General features: G+C 74.8%; 17 protein-coding genes. 4 read left to right on the top strand and 13 right to left on the bottom strand.

Annotated features, from left to right (window positions below; translation table 11 throughout):
- Positions 1-16: 16 nt before the first annotated feature.
- The 9 genes from dtd to ACQP6G_RS19160 form a co-directional block, all read right to left on the bottom strand.
- On the bottom strand, positions 17-442 hold the full coding sequence (dtd, locus tag ACQP6G_RS19200; protein ID WP_429766713.1) for a D-aminoacyl-tRNA deacylase: 426 nt from the start codon (positions 440-442) through the stop codon (positions 17-19).
- Positions 439-1,455 (bottom strand): asparaginase, encoded by a 1,017-nt coding sequence (locus ACQP6G_RS19195; RefSeq protein ID WP_429766712.1) that lies wholly within the window; start codon positions 1,453-1,455, stop codon positions 439-441. Before ACQP6G_RS19195 ends, dtd begins: the two co-directional genes overlap by 4 nt.
- Before the next feature lie 10 nt (positions 1,456-1,465).
- Positions 1,466-1,810 carry a DUF2516 family protein gene (locus ACQP6G_RS19190; protein ID WP_429766710.1) on the bottom strand — a complete coding sequence of 115 codons (345 nt, stop codon included), beginning with the start codon at positions 1,808-1,810 and terminating at the stop codon, positions 1,466-1,468.
- 9 nt (positions 1,811-1,819) lie between these two features.
- A complete protein-coding gene (locus tag ACQP6G_RS19185) occupies positions 1,820-2,245 on the bottom strand; it encodes a type II toxin-antitoxin system VapC family toxin (RefSeq protein ID WP_429766708.1) in 426 nt (141 codons plus the stop codon).
- A 45-nt stretch (positions 2,246-2,290) separates the two neighbouring features.
- Positions 2,291-2,596, bottom strand: coding sequence for a type II toxin-antitoxin system Phd/YefM family antitoxin (locus ACQP6G_RS19180; protein ID WP_429766706.1), 306 nt, complete (start codon positions 2,594-2,596; stop codon positions 2,291-2,293).
- A 174-nt stretch (positions 2,597-2,770) separates the two neighbouring features.
- Entirely contained in the window at positions 2,771-3,604 is an 834-nt protein-coding gene (locus ACQP6G_RS19175; RefSeq protein ID WP_429766704.1) for an ABC transporter permease, read from the bottom strand.
- Complete coding sequence (locus ACQP6G_RS19170; protein ID WP_429766702.1) at positions 3,601-4,656, bottom strand: ABC transporter ATP-binding protein; 1,056 nt, start codon at positions 4,654-4,656, stop codon at positions 3,601-3,603. Before ACQP6G_RS19170 ends, ACQP6G_RS19175 begins: the two co-directional genes overlap by 4 nt.
- 126 nt (positions 4,657-4,782) lie before the next feature.
- A complete protein-coding gene (locus ACQP6G_RS19165) occupies positions 4,783-5,712 on the bottom strand; it encodes a permease prefix domain 1-containing protein (RefSeq protein ID WP_429766700.1) in 930 nt (309 codons plus the stop codon).
- Complete coding sequence (locus tag ACQP6G_RS19160; RefSeq protein ID WP_429766826.1) at positions 5,709-6,107, bottom strand: PadR family transcriptional regulator; 399 nt, start codon at positions 6,105-6,107, stop codon at positions 5,709-5,711. The genes ACQP6G_RS19165 and ACQP6G_RS19160 overlap by 4 nt, the downstream gene beginning before the upstream one ends.
- 132 nt (positions 6,108-6,239) lie before the next feature.
- Here ACQP6G_RS19160 and ACQP6G_RS19155 point away from each other — a divergent pair, with 132 nt between their 5' ends.
- Complete coding sequence (locus ACQP6G_RS19155) at positions 6,240-8,258, top strand: MDR family MFS transporter (protein ID WP_429766699.1); 2,019 nt, start codon at positions 6,240-6,242, stop codon at positions 8,256-8,258.
- Between the two features lie 37 nt (positions 8,259-8,295).
- On the opposite strand, the gene ACQP6G_RS19150 is transcribed toward ACQP6G_RS19155, so the two are convergent.
- From ACQP6G_RS19150 to ACQP6G_RS19140, 3 genes are read right to left on the bottom strand one after another with little or no spacing between them, the layout of a single operon-like run.
- A complete protein-coding gene (locus ACQP6G_RS19150; RefSeq protein ID WP_429766698.1) occupies positions 8,296-9,525 on the bottom strand; it encodes an FUSC family protein in 1,230 nt (409 codons plus the stop codon).
- 10 nt (positions 9,526-9,535) lie between these two features.
- Positions 9,536-10,687 carry a CAF17-like 4Fe-4S cluster assembly/insertion protein YgfZ gene (gene ygfZ, locus ACQP6G_RS19145; protein WP_429766696.1) on the bottom strand — a complete coding sequence of 384 codons (1,152 nt, stop codon included), beginning with the start codon at positions 10,685-10,687 and terminating at the stop codon, positions 9,536-9,538.
- A gap of 10 nt (positions 10,688-10,697) precedes the next feature.
- On the bottom strand, positions 10,698-11,264 hold the full coding sequence (locus tag ACQP6G_RS19140; protein ID WP_429766694.1) for a heme-binding beta-barrel domain-containing protein: 567 nt from the start codon (positions 11,262-11,264) through the stop codon (positions 10,698-10,700).
- A gap of 169 nt (positions 11,265-11,433) precedes the next feature.
- Between ACQP6G_RS19140 and ACQP6G_RS19135 the strand changes: the two genes are divergently transcribed.
- Positions 11,434-11,820, top strand: a complete 387-nt coding sequence (locus ACQP6G_RS19135; protein ID WP_429766693.1) for a DsrE family protein — start codon at positions 11,434-11,436, stop codon at positions 11,818-11,820.
- Positions 11,821-12,007: 187 nt separating this feature from the next.
- Positions 12,008-12,682 carry a YceI family protein gene (locus tag ACQP6G_RS19130; RefSeq protein ID WP_429766692.1) on the top strand — a complete coding sequence of 225 codons (675 nt, stop codon included), beginning with the start codon at positions 12,008-12,010 and terminating at the stop codon, positions 12,680-12,682.
- Between the two features lie 39 nt (positions 12,683-12,721).
- On the opposite strand, the gene ACQP6G_RS19125 is transcribed toward ACQP6G_RS19130, so the two are convergent.
- Complete coding sequence (locus ACQP6G_RS19125; RefSeq protein WP_429766691.1) at positions 12,722-13,468, bottom strand: hypothetical protein; 747 nt, start codon at positions 13,466-13,468, stop codon at positions 12,722-12,724.
- 276 nt (positions 13,469-13,744) lie between these two features.
- Between ACQP6G_RS19125 and ACQP6G_RS19120 the strand changes: the two genes are divergently transcribed.
- On the top strand, positions 13,745-14,467 hold the full coding sequence (locus tag ACQP6G_RS19120; RefSeq protein WP_429766690.1) for a winged helix-turn-helix transcriptional regulator: 723 nt from the start codon (positions 13,745-13,747) through the stop codon (positions 14,465-14,467).
- Positions 14,468-14,478: the final 11 nt, after the last annotated feature.

Raw genomic sequence — 14,478 nt, 5'->3', positions numbered from 1 at the left:
GCAGGTCAGCGATTTGTCAGGTCTCCACCAATATCGTCACGGGGCCGTCGTTCACCAGGGCGACGTCCATGTCCGCGCCGAACCTCCCGGTGGCCACCTCGAGGCCCCGCGACCGCAGGTCGGCCACGACCGCGTCCACCAACGGCTCCGCCACCGGGCCGGGCGCGGCCGCGTTCCAGGTGGGCCTGCGACCTTTGCGCGCGTCCCCGTACAGGGTGAACTGGCTGACCACCAGCACCGGGGCGCCCGCGTCCGTGACCGAGCGCTCGTCGCGCAGGATCCGCAGCTCCGCGATCTTGCGGGCGACGGTCGCCACCTCGGCGGCGCCGTCGTCGTGCGTCACGCCGACGAGCGCGAGCAGGCCGGGGCGGTCGATCGCGCCCACCACCTCGCCGTCGACCGTGACGGACGCGCTCGACACGCGCTGCAGCACGGCCCTCATGCGACGTCCGCCGCGAAGGCCGGGCGCACCGCGCCGACCGGGGCCCCGCCGCCCAGCACGGGCGTGACGCCGACGGCGTCGAGCGCTGCGGCGTCCGCCCCCGCGACGCCGGCGGCCCCTGCCGCGCGCATCGCCGCGGCGAGGATGGCCGGGCGCGGCCGGTCGCCGCCGTCGAGGATCTTGAACGCCACCGCCGACCCGTCGGGCAGGCCCGCCGCGCACACGCCGTCCGCGCCGATCTTGGCGATCGCGCCGGGCACGGCGGTCATGACGAGGGTGTCCTCGCGCCCGCGGCCGGCCACCATCTCCGGGTGCCGCGCCATCGCGCGCGCGATCCGCCCGCCGTCGGCGGAGGCGCCGTCGGCGGCCGCCGACGCGAGCCGGCCGAACGAGCGGGCCAGCCCGAGCACGGTCGTGGAGAACAGCGGCGCGCCGCAGCCGTCCACGGTGACGTGCGGGTCCGCGTCCCCCGTCAGCCCGACGACGGCGTCGCGCACCGCGTGCTGCAGCGGGTGGTCGACGTCGAGGTAGGTCGCGGCGTCCCAGCCGGCCGCGACGCAGGTCGCGAGCATCGCGGCGTGCTTGCCCGAGCAGTTCTGCGCGATCCGCTCCGGGCCGTGCCCTGCCTCCTGCCAGGCGAGCGCCTCCGCGCGGCCCAGCGGCAGGTCGGGCGTGTTGCGGAGCGCGGACTCGTCGAGCCCGGCGCCGGCGAGGATCTCGCGGACCCCGGCCAGGTGCTCCGGGGCACCGCTGTGGCTGGCGGCCGCGAGCGCCAGGAGGCGGTCCGGCAGGTCGAGGCCGGTGCGCAGCATGGCCACGGCCTGCAGCGGCTTGACCGACGAGCGCGGCCAGATCGTCGTCGTCGGGTCGCCCAGGGCGAGCCGGACCGCGCCGTCCGGGCCCAGCACCACCAGGTGCCCCAGGTGCACCGACTCCACGAGGTCCCCCCGCACGACCTCGGCCAGCGGGGCCGCGCCCCGCGCCACGGGCGCGCTCGAGCCAGGCGTCGTCACCTCGACCACGTCACCAGCCGCCCGTCGGGCCCTGGGGACGACGCCCCCCGCCCGTGCCGTAGGGCAGGATCCGCGGGCGCACGTCGACCCAGTAGATGATCGCGGGCGTCACGGCGATGACGTTGAAGAACGACCAGGCCGTCATGAGCATCGGCGGCAGCCCGAACAGCCCGATGAGGGCCGCGATGCCGAGGATGATCAGCCAGATGTTCTTCTTCAGCTTCCCCTCGGACACGTAGGCGTTGGCCGGCCGGCGGGCGGCGTCGAGGAACGCGACGAGCTGCACGACGAACACCACGACGGCGAGCACGACGAGCACGATGTACTGGAAGGATCCGAAGGCGGCGGAGATCACCCGCCGAGCCTACGGGAGGACGCGGAGGCGCCGGGAGCGGGCGGCGCCCGCGACGTGCTCGTCCCACGCGGCGACGACGGTGTCGTCGTGCGCGACGGCGAGGGCGCTCGCCACGTGCAGGGCGTCGGCGCCACGCAGCGGCACGGGGCACGACGCGACGAGCTCGGCCGCGCGCTTCGAGACCTCGGCCGTCACCTCGAGAGTGTGCAGCCCGACGCTCAGCTCGTCCCAGATCGCCGTCCCGCGCCGTCGCGCGAGCGGGTCGAGGACGCCGGCCCGCTCGCCGGCGGCGAGCGCCGCCCGCACCTCGGCGTCGGCGATGCGCGACGAGACCACGATGTCGGCGCGGTTCCACAGCGCGCTCGCCAGCGCCGAGCCGGGCTCGGGCACGCACAGCTTCACCAGCGCGCTGGCGTCGAAGTAGACGAGGGCCATCCTGCTCCGTTCTCCGTGACGGCGGTCTTGCGGGCGAGAACGGCGTCAGCGCCGGATGCGCCGCACGAGGTCGGACATGCGCGACGCCGGCCGGGCCGCGGGGCGCGGGGCCGGCCGCGCGACCGTCCGGGCGGCCTCGCCGTGGTCGGGCACCGCGTGCACCGGCCGCTCCGTCGCGGCGGGCGTGAGCAGGCCGTCGCGCACCAGCCCGGCGACGAGGTCGGCGGTCTGCACCCCCGACAGGCGTGCGACCGGCACCCCCCGCTCGGTGATGACGACCTCCTCGCCCGCCCGCGCCTTCTCGATCCACGACTTGAGCTCGGCGCGCAGCGCGCTGACGGAGACCTCCATGACCGACGACCGTACCGTCCCCGTCGAGCCCCGAACAGACACCCCCGCCGAGGGAATACCGAACCTGACGAGGTAGGACGCACCCTGCCGAGGTAGGACGAGACCTGCCGAGGTAGTACGAGACCACGTGTCCGGTACCACCTCGGCAGTCCTGCTGCTCCCGCTCCCTCGGCGTCAGACGGCGCGCCGGTAGGCGCGGAACGCCGACGACGCGAGCGCGCCCATGACCGCGACGGCGCCGGCGAGCAGGCCCAGGTGCAGCCACACGGTGCCGGGGTCGGCGAAGCCCTGGAGCGCGTCGCGGGCCACGACCACCGCCCAGTCGAACGGGTTGTACCGCGCGGCGGTGGCGATCCAGTCCGGCGCGAGGGCCGGGTCCATCACGGCCGACGAGAGGAACATCAGCGGGATCGTCAGCAGCTGCGAGACGCCGATGAGCGCCTCCTGCTGCCGCGTGAGCAGGGCGACGGCGCCGGACAGCGCCGCGAACAGGCAGCTCAGCAGCGCGACGGCGACCAGCATGACGAGCACGCCGGCCCAGCCGCCCGGGAACCGCGCCCCGCCGAGCCACGCGACACCCACGACGACCAGCGCCTGCGCGCAGCCGAGCAGCGCGTACCAGGCCATCGACGCGGACAGCAGCGCGCCGCGGCTGGTCGGCGAGGCGAGGAAGCGGTCCATGACGCCGCGGTCCATGTCCTGCACGAACGTGGTGCCCGCCCAGGCCGCGCCGCCCATCGCCGTCATCATGACGACGCCCGGCGTGAGGTACTCGAGGTAGCTGACGTCCGCTCCCCCGGCGAACCCGGGGATCTCGATGACGGACCGGAAGAGCTGCCCGAACAGCAGCAGCCAGATCATCGGCTGCAGCAGGTTCATCACCATGAAGACGGGGATGCGCACGCCCTGTCGGGCCTGCCGCCCCGTGAGGAGCGCGGCCTGGGTCAGCGCGCTCGTGCGACGGGCCGGACGGCGCGTCGTGGTCGGGTCGATCGTCGCGGTGCTCATGCCGCCACCTCCGTGGCCTCGGCGCCGGCGCTGCCGGCGGTCTCGCTCGCGGCCCGGTGGGCCGCCTCCAGGCTGCGGCCGGTGTGCCGCAGGTAGACGTCGTCGAGCGTGGGCCGGGACAGCCCCGCCGCCCGCACGCCCAGGCCCGCGGTGTCGAGGGCCGCGAGCAGCGCCGGGAGCGCGGTGGCCCCCGCGTCGGCGCGCGCCCGCAGCGTGCGACCTTCCGCCACGACGTCGACGACGCCCGGCAGGCCCGCGGCGACGGGTGCGGCGGCCGCCGCCGCGGCGACGTCGTCGAGCTCGACGGTGACGCCGTCGCCGCGCAGCCCGTCCTTCAGCGCGTCGGGGGTGCCCGCGGTGACGACGCGGCCCGCGTCCACGATGACCACCTGGTCGGCGAGGCGGTCGGCCTCGTCCAGGTAGTGGGTGGTGAGCAGGATCGTCATGCCGTCGCCGGCCGCCATGCGCTCGATCTCGGCCCACATCGCGGCGCGCGCCTCGGGGTCGAGGCCCGTGGTGGGCTCGTCGAGGAACAGCACCTGCGGCCGGTGCACCAGGCCGACGGCGACGTCCAGCTTGCGCGCCATCCCGCCGGACCAGGTCTTCACCAGGCGGTCGGCGGCGTGCGCGACGCCGAACCGCTCGAGCAGCTCGCCGGCCCGCGACCGGGCGTCGCGGGCGCCGAGGCCCTGCAGCCGGCCGGCCAGGGCGAGGTTCTCGCGGCCCGTGCCCATCGGGTCGGTGACGGGGCGCTGCGCGACGTAGCCGATGGCGCGCCGGACGGCGGCCGGGTCGCGCACGACGTCGTGGCCCGCGACGCGCGCGGTCCCGCCGTCCGGGGCGGAGAGCGTCGCGAGGATCTTCACGGTGGTGGACTTGCCGGCGCCGTTCGGGCCGAGCAGCCCCAGCACGCTGCCGGGGGCGGCGGCGAGGTCGAGGCCGTCGAGGGCGCGCACCGTGCGCGAGCCTCGACGTGCGGTGCGGCCGGAGCCGTAGGTCTTGGTCAGGCCGGCGACCTCGATCGTCGGCGCCGACAGGGTCGGGGTGGACATGCTTCCTCCAGGGGTCGGAGGGTCCGGCGCACGCCCTAGGGTGGGAGTGCGTCTCGTGGTGCGGTCGTGCACCGGACCCGAGCCACCGGTCCCGGGCGATGGCAGTCGCCCGGGACCGTTCTGCTGCTACTTCTTCTGCTGCTCCTCCGTCGACCGGAAGAGCATCCGGGCGAGGACGAGCATCATCACCGCGAGGGCGACGACGAAGGTCAGCCAGGACCAGGCCCAGCCGACGGTGACGCCGAGGACGACGAACACGACGAACGCCACCAGCCAGATGACGACCGTGTAGACGCCGAAGCGCGCGGCGGCGGCCGGGTCGTGGTCGAACCGGTCGTAGTGGTGACCGGAGGCCTGGGCCCGCGCGACGTCCCGCACCCACGCCTTCTTCCGGTTGGTCTGCGTGACGCCGAGCATCGTGAACACGACGCCGCCCACCACGAGGAGTCCTGCCGAGACGACGTACCCCCACGCCTCGAACGTGCCGAGCAGGGTGAACCCGGCGAGGAGCAGGCCGAAGACGGCGAGGCCCGTGGCGAGGTAGTAGCCGCCCGCGCGCCGCGACGGCACGGGATGGTTCGTCGTCGTCTCCTGCGAGAGCGACGACCCGACCACGAACCCGGCGGCGCTGGACGCCGTGAGCAGGAGCGCGGCGACGACGACGCCCGGCAGGGCGAGGACGTCGAGGGCCGCCAGCAGGCAGAGGGCGACCAGGGCCACGAGCACCAGCGACGCGAGGACGACGCCCAGGACGAAGCGCGGCTTCGGCCGGACACGGTGCTGCCGGGCGGCCACGAAGGCCTCCTGCAGCGCCGTGCGGGGTGCGCCGCCGGTCTCGGCGACGACGTCCGCCTGCGCGTCGGCGACGAGCGCGCCGACGTCGCCCAGCTCGTCGAACGCCCGGCGGGCGGCGTCGTCGGGTGACGCACCGCCGGCCTGCAGCTCGGCGGCCCGGGCCTCGAGGTTCGCCCGGATCTCCTCCTTGAGGTCCTGGACCTCGGGGGACGGCTCGACGCCCGCGAACGCGTCGTCGAGGAGGCGGTGGACGGTGGTCATCGGGAGGTGTCCTTGTCTGTGCTGGTGCCCGTGCTGGTGCCGGTGCTGAGGAGGGAGTCGATGACGTCGCGGGTGGCGACCCACGCGGCGACGTTGCTCCGGAACACGGCCCGCCCGGCGTCCGTGATCCGGTAGTACTTGCGGCGCCCGCCCTGGGACTCGTCGCCCCAGTAGGCCTCGACCAGGCCGTCCTTGGTGAGACGGCGGTACGTCGCGTAGAGCGTGGCCTCCTTGATCTCGTGCGCACCGCCCGTGGCGTCGCGGATCGTCTTGTAGATCTCGAAGCCGTAGCGGTCCCCGCGACGGAGCGTCGCGAGCACGATCGTGTCGGTGTGACCACGCAGCAGGTCGGCGGAGAACGCGTCGTCCGCCGTCGAAGGTTCAGCTCGCTGCATCACGCCAAGTACTGTATCTCATCAACTACTCGACGACAACGAGTGGTTCCGCATGCCGACCCGCACCGTCCGTGGCAACGTGCGACCCGGACGAGTTTCGACAGGCTCAACCACCGGGCCGGGAGGCATCCCATGACCGCTCCGAGCGCACCACCCGCCGAACCGGAGGCCCTGCCGCAGCGCAGGGTGCTGGCCATCTTCGGCGGGCTCATGCTCGCGATGCTGCTCGCCGCGCTCGACCAGACGATCGTCGCGACGGCGCTGCCCACCATCGTGTCCGACCTCGGCGGCGCGGAGCACCTCTCCTGGGTCGTGACGGCCTACATGCTCGCGAGCACGGCCACCACGGTGCTGTGGGGCAAGCTCGGCGACCTCTACGGGCGCAAGGCGCTGTTCATCGCCTGCATCCTCATCTTCCTCGTCGGGTCGATCCTGTCCGGCACGTCCCAGACGATGGGCCAGCTCATCGCGTGGCGCGCCGTGCAGGGCGTGGGCGGCGGCGGGCTCATGGTGCTGTCGCAGGCGATCATCGGCGACGTCGTCCCGCCGCGCGAGCGCGGCAGGTACCAGGGCTTCTTCGGCGCCGTCTTCGGCGTCTCGTCGGTCGCCGGCCCGCTGCTGGGCGGCTTCTTCGTGGACAACCTCGACTGGCGCTGGGTCTTCTACATCAACATCCCCATCGGCGTGGTCGCGCTGCTCGTCGTCGCCTCCGTGCTCCCTCGCATCGAGGCCGGCCGCAAGCCCAAGGTCGACTACGCCGGCATCGTCCTGCTCGCCATGGTCTCGACGGCGATCGTGCTGGTCACGAGCCTGGGCGGCAGCACCTGGGCGTGGGACTCCGTCGCCGTGTGGGCGATGATCGCGGCCGCCGTCCTCGGGATCGTCGCGTTCGTCGTCGTCGAACGGCGAGCCGCCGAGCCGGTGCTGCCGCTGCACCTGTTCCGCAGCAGGGTGTTCACCGTGGCCGCGGTCGTCGGATTCGTCGTCGGGTTCGCGATGTTCGGCGCGATCACCTACCTGCCGCTGTACCTGCAGACCGTCAAGGGCTCCACACCCACGGAGTCCGGGCTCGAGATGACGCCGATGATGCTCGGCATGCTGCTCACGTCCATCGGGTCCGGGCAGCTCATCTCCCGCACCGGGCGGTACAAGATCTACCCGATCCTCGGGACCGCGATCACCTCCGTCGGCCTCTACCTGCTCTCGCTCATGGGCCCGGACACGAGCACGCTCCAGGCCGGCCTGAGCATGTTCGTGCTCGGCGCCGGGCTGGGCATGGTCACGCAGGTCCTGGTGATCGCGGTGCAGAACGCCGTCGACTACAAGGACCTCGGCACGGCCACGTCGGGCGCCACCTACTTCCGGACCATCGGGTCGTCCGTGGGCGTCGCGGTGTTCGGCACCGTCTTCGCGAACCGGCTCGGCACCGAGCTCACCACCGCCGTCCCGGCGACCGCCCAGGGCCCCTGCTCACCGGCCGCCCTGTCCGCCTCGTCGCAGACGCTCGCGCAGTGCCCGCCCGAGGTGCAGAACTGGTTCGTCGACGCCTACGCAGGCGCGCTGCACGTCGTCTTCCTCTGGGCCGTACCGGTGGCGGCGCTCGCCTTCCTCCTCACCTGGCTGCTGCCCGAGGTCGAGCTGCGCAGCGCCACCCGCGGGGACGGGCCCGGCAGCGCGGGCCAGGCCGCCGGTGGGTCGTTCGGACTGGGGTCCGCCCGCACGTCGCTCGACGAGCTGCGGCTGATCCTGTGGCGCCGGGTGGGCAAGCTCGACCCGCTCAAGGTGTACGAGACGATCTCGCGCGACGACGACCTCACCGCCGAGGAGGCGTGGATGGTCACGCGTGTCTCCCTCAAGCGGAAGCGCTCCGTTCAGCTCATGGCCGAGCGCACCGAGGTCTCGCCCGCGACGGTGCGGCGGGTCGCGGAGGCGCTGGAGGCGCGCGGCCTCGTCGAGATCGACGGCGACGCGGTCCTCGCCACCCCCGACGGCGACGTCGCGGCCGAGTCGATCCGCGAGGCGGAGCGGCAGCGGCTGCGGCGGTACGTCGCCGAGTGGCCCGGCGGCGACGAGCCGGAGGTCGACGAGCTCGTGGAACAGCTCACCCACCAGCTCCTCGCCGACGACACGGACACCGTCGAGCACCGCTGAGACCAGCTACCTCGGCAGGTTCGGTACTACCTCGCCGTCACATCTCCGGGAGGGCGTCCCGCGCCTCCTCGGGCGGCAGGCCCGCCGCCTCCAGCAGGTCGACGACGGGCGAGCGCAGCAGCAGCACCAGCGACTGCACCTGCCAGTGCCCCTCGCCCACGGTGCGCGGGTCGACGTCGCGCGCGACGTCGAGGAGCGCGTCGCGCGCCTGCCCCAGGCCCGTGCCCGAGCCGAGGGCGGCGGCGAGCAGCCGCACGCCGTGCGCGAGGCGCACGACGAGGTCGGCCACCGGGTCGGCGGTCGGGTCGACCTCCGGCGGGGGCGGGAGCCCGCCCGACAGGGGCGCCGCCGTCACGCGGTGGCTGCCCTCCTCCCCCAGCTTCCCCAACGAGCGGAGCGTCGCCGGGGCACGCCGGGCGAGCACGCGGACGCTGCGCATGGCCCGGTCGACCAGCACCGCCTGGCCGGTGAGCCGCGTGATCTCCGCCCTGAGCACGCGGTTGACGCTCACCCGGGCGATCTCGTCCGACTTCGTCGCGACGTCGTGCCACTCCTCGAGCGACTTCTCGGCGGCCCGGCCGCGCACCAGCGCCGCGGCGAGCTCGTCGGCGTCGCCGTCGCGCAGGCCCAGCGCGACAGACTCCAGCGTGAGCGCCAGCTCCCGGGTCGCGCTCTGCGCCAGGTCACGGATGCGCCGCCGCGGGTCGCCGGGCGTGAGGAGCGCGACGAGCAGCGCGACACCGCCCCCGACCAGGGCGTCCGTCCACCGGCCGAAGGCGCCGTTGGTCGCGACCGACGCCGGCAGGCCCACGACGACGCCCGCCTGGACGCCCGCCTGGATCGTCACCAGCGGGCCGCGGTCGACGAACCGGGCGAGGAGGGCCGAGACCGCCATCACCAGCGCGATCTGCCACCAGCCCGACCCGATGAGGTGGACCATGAGGTCCCCAAGACCGACGCCGAGGGCCACGCCCGCGGCCACCTCGGCCACCTTCCGCAGCTCGCGGTCGAAGCTGAAGCCGAGGCAGACCCACGCGGCGACGGCGGCGAAGAAGGGCTGGGTGTGCCCGAGCACGACGACCGCGATCCCGTACGCGACGCCCGCGGCCAGCGCCGCCTGGACGATCGGCCAGAACGCGACCCGGACCCGCGAGATGCCCTGCCGGAGCCGGATGCGCCGGGGCAGGGACCGCAGCGCGGCGCGCGCGGCGGCGCCCGCGCGGCGGGGCATGTCGCCCGCGGGACGGGCCGCCGGCTCGTCGCTCACGGGCGCCTGCTCACAGCAGGCTCTGCGGGGCGTCGGGCCCGCGCGGGGTGAGGCCGCGGGTCAGCGGCCCGTGCGCCTCGGGGCGGTCGGCCGAGACGCCGTCGCCCGGCACCACGACCTCCTGCGCGGCCGCGACCTGCAGCTCCTGCCCGCCGACGTCGCCCACCACGGTGAGCTCGGCGTCCTCGGGGGCGGACCGCTTGATCACGGCGAGCGCGACCGGTCCGAGCTCGTGGTGCCGCGCCACGGTGGTCACGGTGCCGACCGCACGCCCGTCAGGCCCGCCGACGAACACCTGGGCACCCGCCTCGGGGACCACGTGCTGGGAGCCGTCGAGGTGGAGCAGCACCAGCCGCCGCGGCGGGCGGCCGAGGTTGTGCACGCGCGCGATCGTCTCCTGCCCCCGGTAGCAGCCCTTGTGCAGGTGGACGGCGGTGCGCAACCAGTCGAGCTCGTGCGGCACGCTCCGGTGGTCGACCTCGTGGGCCAGCCGCGGGCGCCACGCCTCGACGCGCAGCGCCTCGGTGGCCCAGGTGCCGGCCAGGCGCCATCCGGCGGCCTCGCGCTCGGCGACGGCGGCCTCCAGGTCGGCGCGCGGCACGAGGACGAGGCGCCACGGACGGTCCAGGCCCGGGTGCTCCGTCTCGGGCGGGCCGTACCGGGTGCCGCCCTGAGCGACGCGCGGCCAGGTGTCCCACCAGGTCACGGGCTCGCCCTCGACGCCCTCGGCGGCGACGGGCTCCCCCAGCGCCGCGTACTCGGCGGAGAGGTCGTCGATCTCGACCCGCATCATGAACTTCATGCGCTCGAGCCAGGCGGCGAGCGGCGCGGCGTGGTCGCCCTCGGTGACCAGCCAGGTGGCCTCGCCGTCGTCGACGACGCCGGCGGCGTGCTCGACGTGGCCCTGCGGCGACAGCACGAACAGCTCGGTGGAGGTGCGCGGCGGCAGCGCCTGCACGTCCTGCGACGTGATCGAGTGCAGCCACGACAGGCGGTCGGGCCCGGCGACGCGCACGACGCCCAGGTGCGACTGGTCGACCACGGCGCCGCCGCGGGCGAGCGCGCGCTGCTCGGCCACCGGGTCCCCGTAGTGCCAGGCGACGCCCTCGTCGGCACCCGTGGCGGCCACGGCGCCCTGTCGGGCCAGGAGCGGCGAGTCCATCGGGGTCCCCTCAGTCGTTCTCGACGCGGTCGAGCTGGGCGGAGGCGTACGAGCCGAGCGGGTGCCCGAACGCGGCGAGCTCCTCGACCCACATCAGGCGCCCCTCGACCAGGCCGTACAGGCGCTTCGCCGCGGTGACCTCCGCGGCCGTCGAGGTGCGGGCCACGAAGTCCGTGGCCAGGTCGATGCGGCCGTTGCCCGCGACGCCGAGGAACAGGGAGAGCCGGCCGGACGCGTCGGTGACGAGCACCTCCAGCGCGTGCCGGTCGTCCTCCAGCCCCTCCGGCCGGTCGCTCGACACGCGCCAGTAGCCGGTCTCCGTCGACCAGACCGTGTCGGGCTCGTCGTCGCCCGGCGCGTCACCGCCCTCGCCGTCGGCCGCCGCGGCGGAGCGCACGCGCAGCGTGGACTCGAACCGCAGGTAGGGGCCGCCGTCGTGGTCGAAGACGAGGTCGTGCACGAACGGCGTCTCGTCGATGCCGGTGTACTCGATCACACCCTCGCCCCGCCAGCGGCCCACGAGCCACGCGAGCGGGTAGACCTCGGGCGCGAGTCCCTCGGGGAAGGCGAAGGGCATCAGCGCTGGCCCTGGAACAGCTTGTAGACGACGTAGCCGGCGAACCAGATGATCGTGACCGAGACGACGACCAGCAGACCGGTGAACACTGCCTCGAGAGCGTGGATCGACATGCCGCGATCCTACCCAGCCGTCACCCGGTCGGTCAGCGTGAGTAAGGTCGCCGCCCATGAGCACCCCCACCGCTGCGACGCCCGCGCGCTCGCTCGTGATCAAGACCACGTCGGGGACGGACCGGCCGGAGGCCGCCAACCAGGCGCTCACCGTGGCGGCCGCGGCCGTCGCCGCCGGCGCGGAGGTGAGCCTGTGGCTCACCGGCGAGGCGGCGTGGTTCGCCGTCCCGGGCCGCGTGGCGGAGCTCGAGCTCGAGCACGCGGCACCCGCCGCCGACCTGCTCGACGCCGTCCTCGCCGCCGGCTCGGTCACCCTCTGCACGCAGTGCGCAGCCCGCCGTGACCTCGGGCCCGACGACGTCCTGCCGGGCGTCCGCATCGCCGGGGCGGCGGTCTTCGCCGAGGAGGTGCTCCGACCGGGGGCCCAGGCGCTCGTCTACTGACGCCCGCACCGACGTGTGAGGCGCACCACCCGGCCGGCGGACCCACTCCCGCCGGGCACCCCCCGTACCGTAGATTGAACGTTGAAGCATCGAGTGACGTCCCGCCGTCGAGCCGGCCGGCGGGCGCACGTGCCCCACGGGCCCGCCCCCCGGCGCCGGCCGACGTCGCGACCACGGAGAACCATCCATGACCTCGTCCACCAGGACCTGGAACGACCTCGTCATCCCCGCCGCCGGCGACTACGTGCTCGACAAGGAGCACCGGCGGCTCGGCTTCCTCGCGATGCACATGATGGTGAGCCCGGTGCGCGGCGAGTTCTCGTCGGGGAGCGCGACCATCCGCGTGGCCGAGGACCCGCTGCAGTCGTCGGTCGCAGCCAGCCTGGACGCCGCGTCGATCAGCACCCACCTGCCGGACCGGGACGCGCACCTGCTCAGCCCCGACTTCCTCGACGTGGAGAACTACCCCACGATCGACTTCCGCAGCACGGGCCTCGAGTGGCGCACCGAGGTCGACCCGATCTTCTCCTGGGCCCGGCTCAAGGGCCGCACCCCGGGTCGCGCCGACACCGCCCCCAGCACGCTGAAGACGTCCGCGAAGTTCGTGCTGCACGGCGACCTGACGATCCGCGGCATCACGCACCCCATCGCGCTCGACGCCGAGTTCGGCGGGGCCGGGCGCGACCCGTACGGCCGCGACATCTTCGGCTTCAGCGCGGCGGCCGACTTCGAGCGCGAGCGGTACGGGCTGGTGTGGAACGTGCCGCTCGAGGCCGGCGGCGTGCTCGTGAGCAAGAAGGTGCGCATCGAGCTGGCCGGCGAGGCCATCAACATGGCGGGCGTGGTCGAGCGCCCGGCGTGACGCCGGGCCGGGCCCGCCACCCCGGGGTGGCGCGCCCGCTCAGGCGACGACGAGCCGCCCCACGACGAACACCAGGATGCCGCTCACGGCGACCGGCGCCGTGACCGCGGCCAGCATCGCCCGGCGGCCGGTCAGCGCGGGCTGACGCTCGAAGAGCAGTCGCAGCACCGCGACCACCAGGCCGGTCACGGCTCCCGCGACCAGGCCGCTCACCGGGTCGATCGACGGCAGGAGCGTCGCCACCCCGCCCGCCGCGACGGCGCCCAGCACCACACCCACGAGCGAGCCCGCCCAGCCGCGCGCGACCGGCGTCGCCGACACCCCCGCGGCGACCGCGAGGCCGAGCGCGCTCACGACCACGAGCGACGCGCCCGCCTCGGAGCGCCCCGCGGCCACCCAGCCGGAGCAGCACACCGCGACGACCGCGCCCGTCACCGTGCCGCTCACGGACTCCACGAGCCGGGCCCGCCCGCCGCGGCGCAGCATCTCCGCGACGAACGCCAGCACCAGAGCCATCGCGAGCACCAGCGGCACGTTCCGCAGCACCGGCTCGCCCTGGGTGGCCCACGCCACGGCGACGGCGCCGAGCCCCGCGACCGCCACGACGACCGTCGTCCCGCCCTGGGCGGGCAGCCGCAGCAGCGGGCCCCAGCCCGTCGCGAGGAGCAGCACGAGGACCCCGGCCACCGCCGTCAGGGGCAGGGTCCCGTAGTCGTCGAGGGCGGCGGCCGCCGCGACGACGGCGGAGAGGACGGCCGTCCAGACGGCGCGGGTGGTGACGGTCACGACGACGAGTGTCGCAGACGGCGGGCGGCGCCCCGCCCGCTCGCGACGCCGGCCGCGACCCGCCGCCGACACGTCGCCGCACCGTCACGGCCGCGCCCGTCACAGTCCGGTCGTCGATCGGAAACGCGCCCGCAACACGGTTCGGGGCACACTGCGGGAACCGGTCACCCGACCGGGACGGGTGCGGTGTGATCGACGCCGCACCGCGGTACGTTGGCGGACGCACCTGTCGGACGCTGTCGAACGGACCGTCCGACGACCCGGGAGGAGGTGCCGGTGGCCGAGCTGCTGATCCTCACGCCCGCGTCCGGCGGGTCGGTCGAGGTGCTGCCCGCCCTCGGACTGCTGAGCCACCGGATCCGGGTGCTGCCCATGGAGCCGTCCGCACTGGTGGACGCCCCGGACTCCGACGTGGTCCTGCTCGACGCGCGTCGTGACCTCGTCGCCGCCCGCACCACGTGCCGGCTCCTGCACGCCACGGGCCTCACCGTGCCGCTCGTGCTCGTGCTCACCGAGGGCGGGCTGACCGTCGTCACGCACGAGTGGGGCGCCGACGACCTGCTGCTCGAGACCGCGTCCCCCGCCGAGGTGGAGGCGCGCCTGCGCCTCGTCATCGAGCGGTCCGAGCGCGGCCCCGTCGACGACGGCCCGCAGGAGATCGCCGCCGGCGACCTCGCGATCGACGCCGGCGGCTACACCGCCCGGCTGCGCGGGCGTCCCATCGACCTCACCTACAAGGAGTTCGAGCTCCTCAAGTACCTGGTGCAGCACCCCGGGCGCGTCTTCACGCGGGCCCAGCTGCTGCAGGAGGTGTGGGGCTACGACTACTACGGCGGCACCCGGACCGTGGACGTGCACGTGCGGCGCCTGCGCGCGAAGCTCGGCCCCGAGCACGAGCAGCTCATCGGCACCGTCCGCAACGTCGGCTACCGGTTCGACCCGCCCAAGGAGCCGCGTCCGACCGAGGGCGGAGACGTGCCGGTCGAGTCCGCCGGCTGAGCCCGCCCGCC

Source organism: Isoptericola nanjingensis (assembly GCF_050311635.1).
Classification (GTDB): Bacteria; Actinomycetota; Actinomycetes; order Actinomycetales; family Cellulomonadaceae; genus Isoptericola; species Isoptericola nanjingensis.
This window is presented reverse-complemented; position numbering and strand designations above follow the sequence as displayed.

Excerpts from the sequence above, each read along its gene's own strand:
- ACQP6G_RS19155 (WP_429766699.1), top strand. The coding sequence starts at position 6,240 with ATGACCGCTCCGAGCGCACCACCCGCCGAACCGGAGGCCCTGCCGCAG.
- ACQP6G_RS19165 (WP_429766700.1), bottom strand. The coding sequence starts at position 5,712 with ATGACCACCGTCCACCGCCTCCTCGACGACGCGTTCGCGGGCGTCGAG.
- ACQP6G_RS19175 (WP_429766704.1), bottom strand. The coding sequence starts at position 3,604 with ATGAGCACCGCGACGATCGACCCGACCACGACGCGCCGTCCGGCCCGT.
- ACQP6G_RS19180 (WP_429766706.1), bottom strand. The coding sequence starts at position 2,596 with ATGGAGGTCTCCGTCAGCGCGCTGCGCGCCGAGCTCAAGTCGTGGATC.
- ACQP6G_RS19160 (WP_429766826.1), bottom strand. The coding sequence starts at position 6,107 with ATGCAGCGAGCTGAACCTTCGACGGCGGACGACGCGTTCTCCGCCGAC.
- ACQP6G_RS19170 (WP_429766702.1), bottom strand. The coding sequence starts at position 4,656 with ATGTCCACCCCGACCCTGTCGGCGCCGACGATCGAGGTCGCCGGCCTG.
- ygfZ (WP_429766696.1), bottom strand. The coding sequence starts at position 10,687 with ATGGACTCGCCGCTCCTGGCCCGACAGGGCGCCGTGGCCGCCACGGGT.
- ACQP6G_RS19185 (WP_429766708.1), bottom strand. The coding sequence starts at position 2,245 with ATGGCCCTCGTCTACTTCGACGCCAGCGCGCTGGTGAAGCTGTGCGTG.
- ACQP6G_RS19135 (WP_429766693.1), top strand. The coding sequence starts at position 11,434 with ATGAGCACCCCCACCGCTGCGACGCCCGCGCGCTCGCTCGTGATCAAG.
- dtd (WP_429766713.1), bottom strand. The coding sequence starts at position 442 with ATGAGGGCCGTGCTGCAGCGCGTGTCGAGCGCGTCCGTCACGGTCGAC.
- ACQP6G_RS19140 (WP_429766694.1), bottom strand. The coding sequence starts at position 11,264 with ATGCCCTTCGCCTTCCCCGAGGGACTCGCGCCCGAGGTCTACCCGCTC.
- ACQP6G_RS19130 (WP_429766692.1), top strand. The coding sequence starts at position 12,008 with ATGACCTCGTCCACCAGGACCTGGAACGACCTCGTCATCCCCGCCGCC.